The sequence below is a fragment of the Pseudomonas sp. FR229a genome (assembly GCF_030209115.1).
Lineage (GTDB): Bacteria > Pseudomonadota > Gammaproteobacteria > Pseudomonadales > Pseudomonadaceae > Aquipseudomonas > Aquipseudomonas moraviensis_A.
In genome coordinates, this window is sequence record NZ_JARVSP010000006.1 from 41,263 (window position 1) to 55,260 (window position 13,998).

Consider the following 13,998-nt stretch of genomic DNA (forward strand, 5'->3'; position numbering starts at 1 on the left):
TTTGATCTTTAAGAGCAAAATCAAAAGATCGCAGCCTTCGGCAGCTCCTACGCAGACATCGCGGACAACCCAGATTTCGCGGCACGACTGATAAAGCTTTATCATGGCCGCAGTTTCGCTGATCGAGTCCATCATGAAGTTCGCCATTGCGCTGTTTTCCGCCGCCCATGCGCCCTCCTCGCGCCGTGCCCTGCTGTTTGCCCAGGCCGCGCTCGCCGGCGGGCACGAGATTGTCCGGCTGTTTTTCTATCAGGACGGCGTGTTCAACGCCTCCGATGCAGTAGTGACGCCACAGGATGAACTGGACTTGCCCAAGCAATGGCGCGCCTTCATCAACGATAAGCAACTCGATGGCGTGGTTTGCATCGCCGCCGCGCTACGCCGTGGTGTATTGAACGAAGAAGAAGCCAAGCGTTACCAGCGTGATGCGATTTCGCTCAGCGCGCCGTGGGAATTGTCCGGTCTTGGTCAGTTGCACGACGCCGTGCAGGACGCTGACCGTCTCGTCTGTTTCGGAGGCGCGTGAACATGGCCAAATCGCTGTTGATCATCAGTCGCCAATCGCCCTGGTCCGGCCCCGGCGCGCGGGAAGCGCTGGACATAGTGCTGGCCGGGGGCGCCTTCGATCTGCCGATCGGCCTGCTGTTTCTCGATGACGGCGTGCTGCAACTGGCCGCCGGGCAGAACGCCAAGGCCCTGCAGCAGAAAGACCTCAGCGCCAACCTGCAGGCGTTGCCGATGTTTGGTGTCGAGGAGCTGTTCTATTGCGCAGAAAGCGCCCACGCGCGCGGTCTTGGCCAACTGTCGCTGGACGAAGCGCAGCCGCTTGCCACCGATCAAATCACCGCCCTTATTGACCGTTACGACCAGGTGATCACCCTCTGATGTCGACTTTGCATGTGTTGTCTCATTCCCCGTTCGGCGACGACCGCCTGACCAGTTGCCTGCGCCTGCTCGGCAGCGCCGATGCGGTTTTGCTGTCCGGTGATGCGGTGTATGCCCTGCGACCGGATACTGTGCCGTTCTCTGCCCTGCAAGCACGGCCAGTCAATCTGTTTGTATTGGTTGAGGACGCTCAGGCCCGTGCGATCGAGGTTCCGGATTGGGCTGAAGCCATCGATTATCCGGCCTTCGTCGAGCTGTCGGTCCGTCACGCCAAGGTCAACAGCTGGCTATGAATTCGATGACCGTCGGCGCCCGCGCCATCGAACTGGACAAAGACGGCTTTCTCGTCGACCTCAGCGACTGGTCGGCCGAAGTCGCCAGCGCCCTTGCCGCCGCCGAGGACATCGAGTTGACCCCCGAACACTGGGAAGTCCTCGAACTGCTGCGCAGCTTCTACGCCGAATTCCAGCTGTCCCCGGCCACGCGGCCGCTGATCAAGTACACCGCGTTGAAGCTCGGCGCGGACAAAGGCAACAGTCTGCACTTGAATCGACTGTTCACAGGCACCCCTGCCAAACTCGCCGCGAAGCTGGCGGGCCTGCCCAAACCGACGAATTGCCTATGACCGACTTTCCAGCATTGACCCTCGAAACGCCTACCGAGCATCCGTTCGCGCAATTCGTACGGATTCTCGGCAAAGGCAAACGCGGCGCCCGCGACCTGACGCGTGAGGAAGCCCGCGAGGCGATGGGCATGGTGCTTGACGATCAGGTTGAAGATACGCAACTCGGCGCCTTCCTGATGTTGCTGCGGCACAAGGAAGAAAGCGCCGAGGAAATGGCCGGTTTCACCGAGGCGCTGCGCCAACGCTTGCAGGCGCCGGCAATGAATGTCGATCTGGACTGGCCGACCTACGCCGGCAAAAAACGCCATCTGCCGTGGTATCTGCTCGCGGCCAAATGCCTGGCGCAAAACGGAGTACGCATTTTCATGCATGGCGGCGGCGCGCACACGGCCGGGCGTCTGTACAGCGAACAACTGCTGGGCGAACTGAACATTCCCCTGTGCCGCAACTGGCAGCAGGTCGGAACGGCACTGGACAACGGCGGCCTGGCCTTTATGCCGCTGGTGGACTGGGCGCCTCAGTTGCAGAAGATGATCGACCTGCGCAACACCCTCGGCCTGCGTTCACCGATCCACTCGCTGGCGCGGATTCTCAATCCGCTGGGCGCGCGTTGTGGCCTGCAAAGCATTTTCCATCCGGGCTACCAGGCGGTGCATCGCGATGCCAGCGGTTTGCTTGGCGATACGGTGATCGTGGTCAAGGGCGACGGCGGTGAAATCGAGATCAACCCCGACGCGACCAGCCATCTCTACGGCACAACCAGCGGTCAGAGCTGGGACGAAGAATGGCCACAGTTGTCAGCGCAACGCCACGTCAAACCCGCCTCGCTGGACATCGAACACTTGAAAGCCGTGTGGCGTGGCGACGTGGTCGACAGTTACCCGCAAATGGCCTTGATTGCGACCATGGCCCTCGCCCTGCGCGGCCTTGGTCAAAATCGTGAACAGGCGTTCATCACCGCCGAGCAGTATTGGGCAGCACGCAACACATCGATCTAACCGATCATTAGCGCCCGATCTTTGCGCTTTTTGTTCGAACTCATCGGAATAGACTCGACTCCAACGCATATTGGTTTTGGGAGTCTTGATCATGGGTTTACTCGTCGACGGCCACTGGCAGGACAAGTGGTACGAAAGCAGCAAGGACGGCGCATTCCAGCGCGAGCAAGCGCAACGACGCAACTGGGTAACCAGCGACGGCCAGCCCGGCCCCAGCGGCGAAGGCGGTTTCGCGGCCGAAGCCGGGCGCTACCACCTCTACGTTTCCCTTGCCTGCCCTTGGGCGCATCGCACGCTGATCCTGCGCAAACTCAAAGGGCTGGAAAGCCTGATCGACGTTTCGGTCGTCAGCTGGCTGATGCTGGAAAACGGCTGGACCTTTGACAAGGCGCTCGGCTCGACCGGTGACAAGCTTGATGGCTTCGAATTCATGCATCAGCGCTATACCGCTGACACGCCTGACTACACCGGGCGTGTTACGGTGCCAGTGCTGTGGGACAAGAAACTCAAGCGCATCGTCAGCAATGAATCAGCGGAAATCATCCGCATGTTCAACAGCGCGTTCAACGATCTCACCGGCAACGGTCTGGACTTTTACCCAGAGCCGCTACGCAACGAGATCGATGCACTGAACGAACGGATCTATCCAGCGGTGAACAACGGTGTCTACCGCGCCGGTTTTGCCACGTCGCAGCAGGCCTACGAACAGGCATTCGATGAAGTATTTGCCGAGCTGGATCATCTTGAGCAACTGCTGGGTGCCAATCGCTACCTGAGCGGGGAATACCTGACCGAAGCCGATGTGCGTCTGTTCACCACGATGATTCGCTTTGACGCGGTGTATCACGGCCACTTCAAGTGCAACCTGCGGCGGATTGCCGATTACCCGAACCTGTCGAACTGGCTGCGTGAGATGTATCAGTGGCCGGGGATTGCCGAAACGGTAGATTTTCAGCACATCAAGCATCACTACTACGGCAGTCACAAGACGATTAACCCGACGGGCGTTGTACCGAAGGGGCCGGCGCAGGATTTCAGCATGGCGCATGATCGGGCGCGGTTGATTGGGAAAGGGGTTTGGCGCAGGGGCTAACCACAAAAGCAAAAGATCGCAGCCTTCGGCAGCTCCTACATGAGAATGCGTTCCCTGTAGGAGCTGCCGAAGGCTGCGATCTTTTTGCTTTGACTCAGATTTGCGCCTGCGCCCCTTCGAACCACGCCAGTTTCTCGCGCAGTTGCACCACTTCACCGACGATTACCAATGTCGGCGCATGCACTTCATGCTCCGCCACCAATCGCGGCAAGTCGGCCAGCGTGCCGGTAAAGACCCGCTGATTGATCGTGGTGCCCTGCTGAATCAACGCCGCCGGAGTTTCAGCTGCGCGGCCGTGTCTGATCAACTGCTCGCAGATGACCGGCAACCCCACCAGGCCCATGTAGAACACCAGCGTCTGCGCCGGGGCCACCAGGTCAGCCCATGGCAGATCGGTGGAACCATCCTTCAAGTGCCCAGTGACAAACCGCACGGACTGCGCGTGGTCGCGATGGGTCAGCGGAATCCCCGCGTAGGCCGCGCAACCGCTGGCCGCCGTGATCCCGGGTACCACCTGGAACGGGATGCCGTGAGCGGCGAGTTCTTCAATCTCCTCACCACCGCGGCCGAAGATAAACGGATCGCCGCCCTTCAACCGCACCACGCGCTTGCCGGCCTTGGCCAAATCGACCAGTTGCTGGTTGATCTGGTCCTGCGGCACCGCATGTTCGGAACGACGCTTGCCGACATACACCCGCTCGGCATCGCGACGGCACAATTCCAGAATCGCCGGTGCCACCAGACGATCGTAGAGCACCACGTCGGCTTGCTGCATCAGACGCAGTGCGCGAAAGGTCAACAGATCCGGATCACCCGGGCCGGCACCGACCAGATAAACCTCGCCAGTGGTGACCATTGGCTCGCCATCCACCTTCGCCTGCAACAGACGCTCGGCTTCAGCGCCCTGCCCGGCCAGTTGCCGATCGGCGATCGGGCCCTGGAACACGTCTTCCCAGAAGCCACGACGCTGCTGCACATCCGGAAACAGGTTTTTCACCTGATGGCGGAAACGTGCAGCCAGCCCAGCCAACTGACCGTAAGTGGAGGGAATCCAGGTTTCAATCTTGGCGCGGATCAGACGCGCCAGTACCGGCGCATCGCCGCCGCTGGAGACGGCGATGATCAACGGCGAGCGATCGACGATCGCCGGGAAGATCACGCTGCACAGGGCAGGCGCATCGACCACGTTGACCGGCACGCAACGCCGATGCGCATCGGTGGAGACTTGCGCATTCAGCGTTTCGTCGTCGGTGGCGGCAATGATCAGCCCGCAACCGTCCAGATCCGTCTCGACGTAGCCGCGCAACAGGCATTCACCGCCGCTGCCAGCGACCAGTTCGGCCAGTTGCGTTTCGATTTCAGGTGCGACCACCCGCAGCAGCGCACCGGCATCGGCCAGCAGGCGGGATTTGCGCAAGGCTATTTCCCCCCCACCGACAACCAACACACGCCTGCCGCGCAGGTTGTGAAACAGCGGCAGATATTTCATTTAGCCGATGACCTCAAGGCCACCCATGTACGGCTTGAGCACGTCCGGCACACGGATGGAACCGTCGGCCTGCTGATAGTTTTCCAGCACGGCAACCAGGGTACGACCGACCGCCAGCCCGGAACCGTTCAAGGTGTGCACCAGCTCAGGCTTGCCGGTTTCCGGGTTACGGAAACGCGCCTGCATGCGACGCGCCTGGAAGTCGCCGCAGTTGGAGCACGAAGAGATTTCGCGGTATTTGTCCTGGCTCGGAATCCACACTTCCAGATCGTAGGTCTTGACCGCGCTGAAACCCATGTCGCCGGTGCACAGTGCCAGGGTGCGGTAAGGCAGGCCGAGCAGTTGCAAGACTTTTTCGGCGTTGGCGGTCAGGCCTTCCAGCGCCTCCATCGATTGCGACGGCTCAACGATCTGGACCATCTCGACCTTGTCGAACTGGTGCTGGCGAATCATCCCGCGAGTGTCGCGACCCGACGCGCCGGCTTCGCTACGGAAGCAAGGGGTATGGGCGACGAACTTGATCGGCAGTGACTTCGAATCGACGATTTCGCCGGCAACGATGTTGGTCAGCGATACCTCGGCAGTCGGGATCAGGTACAGATCGGCTTCGCCTTCACGGGCGATCTTGAACAGGTCTTCTTCGAACTTCGGCAGTTGACCGGTGCCTTGCAGTGCCGGTGCCTGGACCAGATAAGGCGTGTAGGCCTCTTCGTAGCCATGCTCGTTGACGTGCAGGTTGATCATGAACTGTGCCAGCGCGCGATGCAGACGCGCGATCGGGCCACGCAACAAGGCGAAACGAGCGCCAGACAGCTTGGCAGCGGTTTCGAAGTCCAGCCAGCCGAACTTTTCGCCGAGAGCGACGTGATCTTTCACTTCGAAATCGAATTGGGTTGGCGTGCCCCAGCGGCGCACTTCGACGTTGTCGTCTTCGTCCTTGCCGACCGGCACCGACTCGTGCGGCAGGTTCGGGATACCGAGCAGGATCGAATCGAGTTCGGTCTGGATCGCGTCCAGCTCGACCTTGCCAGCGCTCAGTTCGCCCGCCATGCGCTCGACGTCCGCCATCAGCGGCGCGATGTCTTCGCCACGCTGCTTGGCCTGCCCGATGGATTTGGAACGCGCGTTACGCTCAGCCTGCAGTGCTTCGGTGCGGGTCTGGACGGTCTTGCGCTGTTCTTCCAGCGCTTCGATGCGCGCGGTGTCCAGGGCAAAGCCACGGGAAGCCAGGCGGTCCGCTACGTCCTGAAGGTTGCTACGTAACAGTTTGGAATCGAGCATGTCGGTTTCTCGTTATCAAAGTTTGGTCAGGGACAGGCCAGCCCATGTTGCGAGCAGCCCGCCGAATACGCTCAGTGCCGCATAGCCGAGGGCCAGCAACACTTGCCCGCTTTCCAGCAGGCGCACCGTATCCAGTGAAAAGGATGAAAAAGTCGTCAGCCCCCCGAGGAAGCCGACCATCAACCCGGCACGCACCTCGATCGGCACTTCCGGGCGTATCAAAAACAGGCCGTACAACACGCCAATCAACAGGCAGCCCACGATATTAACGGCCAGCGTCGCGGTATAGAAGTGCCGCGGCCAATTGGCGTTGACCCAAGTGCCGGTGGCGAAGCGCAACAATGTGCCAGCGATGCCGCCGACCGACACTGCGATGATCAATGGGACCACTACTTTCTCCGCTGCCGAGGGCTCAGACGATCGAGTTGAGCGAGGTGATTGAGCTTCTCGCCGATCTTCAACTCCAGGCCACGGGGCACTGGCTGATAGAACGGAATCGGCTCGAGTTCTTCCGGGAAATAGTCTTCGCCGGCGGCATAAGCGTCCGGCTCATCGTGGGCATAGCGGTACTCGTCGCCATAACCCAACTGCTTCATCAGCTTGGTTGGAGCATTGCGCAGGTGCAGCGGCACTTCCAGGGAGCCGTTTTCGGCCGCTGCGCGCAGGGCGGTCTTGAAACCCATGTACACCGCATTGCTTTTCGGTGCGCAGGCCAGATAGGTGATGGCCTGGGCCACTGCCAATTCGCCTTCCGGGCTGCCAAGACGCTCCTGCACCTCCCATGCCGCCAGGCACAGGCTCAGCGCACGCGGGTCGGCATTGCCAATGTCTTCGCTGGCCATGCGCACCACGCGCCGCGCCAGATACAGCGGATCGCAACCGCCGTCGATCATCCGCGCAAACCAGTACAGCGCGCCGTCGGGATTGGAGCCGCGCACCGATTTGTGCAGCGCCGATATCTGGTCGTAAAACGCTTCGCCACCCTTGTCGAAACGCCGACGGGTGTCGCCGAGCAGGCTTTGCAGCAACTCGGTGCCGATCTCGCTGTTGTCTTCGGCCAGATCGGAGGCGTTCTCCAGCAGATTGAGCAGACGCCGGCCATCGCCATCGGCGGCGGACAGCAGCATCTGAAAACCTTCATCGCTCAGCGTCAGGTTGCGCTTGCCCAACCCGCGCTCTTCGGTCAGTGCGCGGTGCACCAGCTTGCGCAACGCCGCTTCGTCGAGGCTTTTCAGCACATAGACCCGGGCACGCGACAACAATGCGTTGTTCAGTTCGAACGAAGGGTTTTCGGTGGTGGCGCCGATGAAGATCAGCGTGCCGTCTTCAACGTACGGCAGAAAGGCGTCCTGCTGCGACTTGTTGAAGCGGTGCACTTCGTCGACAAACAGGATCGTGCGCTTGCCGTACTGGCCGGCCTGCTGCTTGGCGATTTCAACCGCCTGACGGATCTCCTTGACCCCGGCGAGTACCGCCGAGACGGTTTCGAAGTGCGCATCGGAGACTTCTGCGAGCAACCGCGCCAGGGTGGTCTTACCCACGCCCGGTGGGCCCCAGAAGATCATCGAATGCAGCGCGCCCTGCTCCAGCGCCTCACGCAGAGGCTTGCCGCGAGCGAGCACGTGTTCCTGACCGACGTACTCATCCAGATTGGCCGCACGCAGACGCGCGGCCAAGGGTTGGGCAATCGGTGCACTGCGAAACAGATCCATCACGTAGCGTTGAAACCTCTATTAATCAATGGCCGGTCATTGCCCCTGTGGGAGCGAGCCTGCTCGCGAATGCGATGGCTCATTCAACATTGAAGGTGACTGATACACCGCTTTCGCGAGCAGGCTCGCTCCCACACAGGCTTCCCGTTTATTCCTGGATGACGTCAGCACCCTTGGGAATGTCGAATTTGAATTTGGATGCCGGCACCGCTTCGTTGGCCTTGACCCCGGTAAACAGGATATTGGTGCGCTGGCCGACGCTGTCGATCAGTTGCATGTCATTGAGCAGACCGTTGCGGAACGACAGGCGCAGATTGTCGAACAGGGTGTCCTTGGTCTTCGGCTTGAGGGTGAAGTCGATCACACCGCCCGCCTCTTTCGCGCTGATATCGAAGCTCTGGCTGATCTTCGAGACATCACCGGACAGCAGCAGCGCCGGGGTCTGGGTCAGACGCTCGTCGAGCTTCTTGATGGTTGCCTGTTCCAGGTCCGGGTCCCACAGGGTGACTTTCTTGCCATCGGAGACCATGGTCTGCTCGGCCGGCGCGTTGGTGTGCCAGTAGAACAGGCCCGGACGCTGCAGCGTCATGTTGCCGGTGGTTTCCTGCAACTGCGTACCGCCGCCGTCGAGGGTCAACTGGGAAAAATTTGCCGACAGGGTTTTCGATGTTTCCAGCAATTGAGTCAGGCGCGCCACGTCCTTTTCATCGGCGTGGGCCGTGAGCGTGGTCAGCGCCAGTACTGGCAACAGCATGCGGATAAGGCGCATTGGAGTCCTCTTGAATACGTGGGAAAGCGGGCGGCGCGTCATTGCGTCGCCCGAGTCATTGCGTTTCAGTCGCGTACCGGGCCCGGGGCCAGGACTTCACGCGAACCGTTGGTGTTCATTGACGTGACGACACCGGCCATTTCCATCGCCTCGATCATCCGCGCGGCGCGGTTGTAGCCGATCTTCAGCTTGCGCTGAACAGCGGAAATCGACGCGCGACGGCTTTCGAGGACGAACTGCACCGCTTCGTCATACAGCGCGTCGGCTTCCGGATCATCACCGTCGCCACCACCGCTACTGCCTTCAAAGCCGCTGCCCGCCTCTTCGACACCGTTGAGGATGTCGTCGTTGTATTCCGGCGCGCCGCGCAGTTTCCACGCCTCGACCACACGGTGAACCTCATCGTCGGAGACGAACGCGCCGTGCACCCGGATCGGCAAACTGGTACCCGGCGGCATGTAGAGCATGTCACCGTGACCCAGCAGTTGCTCGGCGCCACCCTGGTCGATGATGGTCCGCGAGTCGATCTTGCTCGACACCTGGAACGCCATGCGAGTCGGGATGTTGGCCTTGATCAGACCGGTGATCACGTCCACCGAAGGGCGCTGGGTTGCGAGGATCAAGTGGATGCCCGCCGCACGCGCCTTCTGCGCGATACGCGCGATCAGTTCTTCAACCTTCTTGCCGACGATCATCATCATGTCGGCAAATTCGTCGACCACCACGACAATGGTCGGCAGTTTCTGCAGCAGCGGCGCTTCGTCGTGAATGCTTTCACGCTTGTACAGCGGATCACTCAACGGCTCGCCGGCATCCTGGGCTTCCTTGACCTTGGCGTTGAAGCCGGACAGGTTACGCACGCCCATCTTCGCCATCAGCTTGTAGCGCCGCTCCATCTCGGCAACGCTCCAGCGCAAGGCGTTGGCGGCGTCCTTCATGTCGGTCACCACCGGGCACAACAAATGCGGAATGCCTTCGTAGATCGACAGCTCGAGCATTTTCGGGTCGATCATGATGAGCTTGGCGTCGTCCGGGCCGGACTTGAACAGGATCGACAGGATCATCGCGTTCACGCCCACGGACTTACCGGAACCGGTGGTACCCGCCACCAGCAGGTGGGGCATCTTCGCCAGGTCAGTGATGACCGGCTTGCCGCCGATATCGTGACCGAGCGCCAGGGTGACCGGCGATTTGAAATTGTCGTACTCGGGCGTCGACAGCACTTCGGAGAAGCGCACGATCTGACGGTCTTCGTTGGGAATTTCGATACCGACGGTGGTCTTGCCCGGAATCACCTCGACCACCCGCACACTGGTCACCGCCAGGGAGCGTGCAAGGTCTTTCGCCAGGTTGGCGATGCGGCTGACTTTTACCCCAGCGGCAGGCTGGATCTCGTAACGGGTAATCACCGGGCCCGGATGAATCGAATCCACCGTGACTTCGACACCGAATTCCTTGAGCTTGATTTCCAGCAAGTGGCCGACGGCTGCCAGCGACTCAGGCGAATAATTGAGTTGTTTCTTTTCCGCAGGATCAAGAATCGAGATCGGCGGCAAGGTGCCTTCCACCGCGCTGTCGACGAACAACGGCGCCTGTTTCTCTTTCTGCACGCGCTTGCTCGGCTCTGGCGCCTTGGCCGGTGCCGGCGAGATGACCGGAGGCACCTGCTTCTCGCGATCGGACATGTGCTTGCTCAGCGCTTGCTCGCGCTCGATCAGGCGCTCCTTGACCTTGGCCTGCTCACGCTTGTCGGTGACAGTGGGTGCGACCACATCATGTACGCGGTCATCGACCTCACGCAGTTGCGCCACCAGTTGCTTGCGCTCGGTGCGCGCCGACCACCAGCGGTTGAGCGCGCCCTGGAACAGTTCGAACAGATCAAGGGTGATCTTGCCGGTGACATCCATCACCTTGAACCACGACAGGTCGGTAAACACGGTCAGGCCGAAGAGGAACAGAGCGATGAACAGCAGCGTACTGCCCTGAATGTTCAGCGCATTCTTCGCCAGATCGCCAAGGCTTTCGCCCAAGGCCCCGCCAGCGCCAGCCGGCAGACCGGTCGCGGCATGGAAATGAATGTGCGCCAGCGCAGCACCGGAAAGCACCAGGAACACCAGACCGATCAGGCGCCAGGAGAACAGCCAGCCGCTCCACTGCCACGGTTCGTGGCGTTGACGGAAGATCTGGTACGCCTTGACCGCCAGCAGCAGCGGAAAGATATAGGCGAAGTAACCGAGCACCATGAACAGGATATCGGCGCTGTACGAGCCTGCCGGGCCGCCGAAGTTCTGCACGTCGTCGATCTTGCTGTTATGACTCCAGCCCGGATCGTCCTTGCCGTAAGTCAGCAAAGCCATCATCAGGAACAGGCACAAGGCGCCAATGGCGATCAATGCACCTTCCTTGAGCCGGTAGTGCAGCTGTTGGCGCCAGAGCGGAACGACTGTTTTGGGTGCTTCGGTGGTCTTCTTCAAAACGCTTCTTTTCCTGCGCCCGAGGCGCGTCCATCTATTGAATGACGATAAAAAACTGCCCGATCCAGGCAGGTAAAAAGGTGAAAAGCTCAACTGAGACTACTTTTAACACTGTGCCACTGGTTTTATAAACACAGCCATAAACACTCCGCACAGCGAAAAGCCCGTCACAACCCGGCATTGTACGGGTTTGTGCGCCCGACGCCATGCTTGAGCGCTCAGCCTTGAGCATAGCCAAACGCATGGGAATCGCGTTGCAATTGGAGCATGCATTGTCTTGCGTGACAAAGGCTTATGAGCTGTATTTGATGAACGTAGCGAGGCTGGTCAGATATGGCGGACAGAAATGCTAAGCAGGCATCGATACGGTGACGCTTACGACCACGGGCGACACATCAAGTTGCAGCTCGACAGTCATCGCACCCCACATCTGTGCAGGACATCGGCGCCGTTTCGCGGCAAACTCTTTCGCGGGGCTGCGCGCCCTCCTGATCGCCCTCCCCTTCTGCAAGCCTGGATGCCATGCTGACTTGGTTACAACGTAATTCCCTGACCTTTCCGCCCCTGGAAAAAGCCATGCGCGAGCCAAACGGACTGCTCGCCGCCGGTGGCGATCTCTCCGCTGACCGGCTGATCCAGGCCTATCGTCACGGCTGTTTTCCCTGGTTCTCCGAGGGCCAACCGATTCTCTGGTGGTCGCCGGATCCGCGCACCGTGCTGTTTCCCGACGAACTGCACATCTCGCGCAGTCTCGGCAAGTTGCTGCGCAAGCAACGCTATCAAGTGACCTTCGATCAGGATTTCGCCGCCGTCATCCAGGCCTGCGCTGCGCCCCGTGATTACGCCGATGGCACCTGGATCACTGAAGCCATGCAGGATGCCTACGTCGAACTGCATCGGCGCGGTTTCGCCCATTCGGTTGAAGTCCGGGACGATGGACAACTGGTTGGCGGCCTGTATGGCCTGGCGATGGGTCGATTGTTTTTTGGCGAGTCGATGTTCAGCCGCGCCGACAACGCTTCCAAGTACGGCTTCGCCACCCTGGTGCAGCATTTGAAAGCCGCCGGCTTTGTCCTGATCGACTGCCAGATGCCGACCGATCACCTTCACAGCCTCGGTGCACGGTCGATTCCGCGCAGGGAATTCGCCGACTATCTGCAGCGTCATCTCGATCAACCGAATTCGGCGACCTGGGTTTGCTGAGCGACTTTTGCGCAGGTGGCTTACACTTAATCCACCAGCTTATCCCGAGGGTTGATTCATGACCGAGTTGGCGCGTTTGAAGTTCTATGCCACTCAGCCCCACTCTTGCAGTTATCTGCCCGAGGAGCAGGCCACGACGCTGTTTCTCGACCCGAGTCAGCCCATGGATGTGCACGTCTACGCAGATCTGTCGGAAATGGGCTTTCGTCGCAGCGGCGATCACCTGTACCGGCCGCATTGCCAGAATTGCAATGCGTGCGTGCCTGCGCGCATTCCTTCGGCCCAGTTCATTGCCAACCGCCAGCAAAAGCGAATCTACAAACGCAACGCCGATTTGCAAGTGCAGCCAGTCAAACCGCAGTTCAGTGAAGAATACTTCGACCTGTACCAGCGCTACATCGAACAGCGTCATGCCGACGGCGACATGTACCCGCCGAGCCGTGATCAGTTCTCGACGTTCCTGGTACGTGATCTGCCCTTCTCGCGCTTCTACGAGTTCCGACTCGACGGACGGCTGCTCGCGGTGGCGGTCACCGACCTGCTGCCAAACGGTCTGTCGGCGGTGTACACCTTCTACGAACCGAACGAAGAACGGCGCAGCCTCGGTCGTTACGCGATCCTCTGGCAAATCGCCGAGAGCCAGCGCTTGGGCCTTGAGGCGGTGTACCTGGGTTACTGGATCAAGAACTGCAAAAAGATGAACTACAAGACGCAATATCGGCCCATTGAATTGCTGATCAATCAGCGCTGGGTCGTCCTGAACTAAACCCACGGCCTAAACCCCTTGGCGTAAACCCCATTTTTCGGGCACAATGCACGCCGCTTTTGCCTGGCGCAGTTGCACCGGGCCATTCATTGGATACCGAGGGCTTTACTGCATGTCGAAAGAAGACAGCTTCGAAATGGAAGGCACTGTCGTCGACACCCTGCCCAACACCATGTTTCGTGTGGAGTTGGAAAATGGGCACGTCGTAACCGCGCATATTTCCGGCAAGATGCGCAAGAACTACATTCGTATTCTTACCGGTGACAAAGTGCGCGTCGAGCTGACGCCCTATGATTTGAGCAAAGGGCGGATCACTTACCGCGCTCGTTAATCAAGTCAATACAGAACGCCCGGGTTATGCCGGGCGTTTTTGTATCTGCGCTTTATTGGTTTGTGTGTCTATCCATTTTTTCGGGTGCGGCCGCTGGCGGTTTCGCTCTTACAGCGAGTCACTTTTCCAAACGCCAAAAAGGTAACCCAAAAGGCTTTGCCCCAGCGTACGGCACTTCGCTGAGGCTCAGTGTTCCCTCGCTACGGTGTCCATCCCGGGGCATCGCCTACGGTTTGCTTCGCTGCACCTCCTTCCGCTGTGTACGACTGCGTCGTGTGGTCGCTGCGCTCCCACGCCCGGATCGATCCCGTAACGAAGCCTGCCAAAGGGGCAAAAGATCAAAAGCCGGATCAAGAGCCCCTCACCCTAGCC

General features: G+C 60.0%; 15 protein-coding genes. 9 read left to right on the forward strand and 6 right to left on the reverse strand.

From position 1 onward, the window contains the following. Window positions 1-133 precede the first annotated feature (133 nt). The 6 genes from tusD to QRN33_RS04705 all read left to right on the forward strand — a co-directional run bounded on the left by tusD (window position 134) and on the right by QRN33_RS04705 (window position 3,601). Window positions 134-526, forward strand: coding sequence for a sulfurtransferase complex subunit TusD (gene tusD, locus QRN33_RS04680; protein WP_083354301.1), 393 nt, complete (start codon window positions 134-136; stop codon window positions 524-526). A 2-nt stretch (window positions 527-528) separates the two neighbouring features. Then, the gene (tusC, locus tag QRN33_RS04685) at window positions 529-885 is read left to right on the forward strand and encodes a sulfurtransferase complex subunit TusC (protein WP_042609231.1); all 357 of its coding nucleotides are present in this window, start codon (window positions 529-531) and stop codon (window positions 883-885) included. Continuing rightward, entirely contained in the window at window positions 885-1,178 is a 294-nt protein-coding gene (gene tusB / locus QRN33_RS04690; protein ID WP_227972601.1) for a sulfurtransferase complex subunit TusB, read from the forward strand. Before tusC ends, tusB begins: the two co-directional genes overlap by 1 nt. Beyond that, a complete protein-coding gene (locus QRN33_RS04695) occupies window positions 1,175-1,510 on the forward strand; it encodes a TusE/DsrC/DsvC family sulfur relay protein (RefSeq protein WP_285407411.1) in 336 nt (111 codons plus the stop codon). Before tusB ends, QRN33_RS04695 begins: the two co-directional genes overlap by 4 nt. Then, entirely contained in the window at window positions 1,507-2,508 is a 1,002-nt protein-coding gene (locus QRN33_RS04700; protein ID WP_285407413.1) for a glycosyl transferase family protein, read from the forward strand. Before QRN33_RS04695 ends, QRN33_RS04700 begins: the two co-directional genes overlap by 4 nt. 91 nt (window positions 2,509-2,599) lie before the next feature. Continuing rightward, window positions 2,600-3,601 carry a glutathione S-transferase family protein gene (locus QRN33_RS04705; protein ID WP_285407415.1) on the forward strand — a complete coding sequence of 334 codons (1,002 nt, stop codon included), beginning with the start codon at window positions 2,600-2,602 and terminating at the stop codon, window positions 3,599-3,601. Window positions 3,602-3,695: 94 nt separating this feature from the next. On the opposite strand, the gene cysG is transcribed toward QRN33_RS04705, so the two are convergent. From cysG to ftsK, 6 genes are all read right to left on the reverse strand, one after another. After that, window positions 3,696-5,090 carry a siroheme synthase CysG gene (gene cysG / locus QRN33_RS04710; RefSeq protein ID WP_285407417.1) on the reverse strand — a complete coding sequence of 465 codons (1,395 nt, stop codon included), beginning with the start codon at window positions 5,088-5,090 and terminating at the stop codon, window positions 3,696-3,698. Then, window positions 5,091-6,371, reverse strand: coding sequence for a serine--tRNA ligase (gene serS, locus QRN33_RS04715; protein ID WP_065616030.1), 1,281 nt, complete (start codon window positions 6,369-6,371; stop codon window positions 5,091-5,093). Between the two features lie 15 nt (window positions 6,372-6,386). Further along, window positions 6,387-6,761: a fluoride efflux transporter CrcB gene (gene crcB, locus QRN33_RS04720; protein WP_285407420.1), complete on the reverse strand. Its 375-nt coding sequence runs from the start codon at window positions 6,759-6,761 to the stop codon at window positions 6,387-6,389. After that, a complete protein-coding gene (locus tag QRN33_RS04725; RefSeq protein WP_042609225.1) occupies window positions 6,761-8,083 on the reverse strand; it encodes a replication-associated recombination protein A in 1,323 nt (440 codons plus the stop codon). The genes crcB and QRN33_RS04725 overlap by 1 nt, the downstream gene beginning before the upstream one ends. Window positions 8,084-8,231: 148 nt before the next feature. Then, window positions 8,232-8,852, reverse strand: coding sequence for an outer membrane lipoprotein periplasmic chaperone LolA (gene lolA, locus QRN33_RS04730; protein ID WP_042609224.1), 621 nt, complete (start codon window positions 8,850-8,852; stop codon window positions 8,232-8,234). A 65-nt stretch (window positions 8,853-8,917) separates the two neighbouring features. Then, window positions 8,918-11,326: a DNA translocase FtsK gene (gene ftsK / locus QRN33_RS04735; RefSeq protein ID WP_065616029.1), complete on the reverse strand. Its 2,409-nt coding sequence runs from the start codon at window positions 11,324-11,326 to the stop codon at window positions 8,918-8,920. A 522-nt stretch (window positions 11,327-11,848) separates the two neighbouring features. Here ftsK and aat point away from each other — a divergent pair. The 3 genes from aat (at window position 11,849) to infA (ending at window position 13,626) form a co-directional block, all read left to right on the forward strand. After that, complete coding sequence (gene aat, locus QRN33_RS04740) at window positions 11,849-12,529, forward strand: leucyl/phenylalanyl-tRNA--protein transferase (protein ID WP_042609222.1); 681 nt, start codon at window positions 11,849-11,851, stop codon at window positions 12,527-12,529. A 58-nt stretch (window positions 12,530-12,587) separates the two neighbouring features. After that, window positions 12,588-13,295 (forward strand): arginyltransferase, encoded by a 708-nt coding sequence (locus tag QRN33_RS04745; RefSeq protein WP_042609221.1) that lies wholly within the window; start codon window positions 12,588-12,590, stop codon window positions 13,293-13,295. Window positions 13,296-13,407: 112 nt separating this feature from the next. Then, window positions 13,408-13,626, forward strand: coding sequence for a translation initiation factor IF-1 (infA, locus tag QRN33_RS04750; RefSeq protein WP_002553999.1), 219 nt, complete (start codon window positions 13,408-13,410; stop codon window positions 13,624-13,626). Window positions 13,627-13,998: the final 372 nt, after the last annotated feature.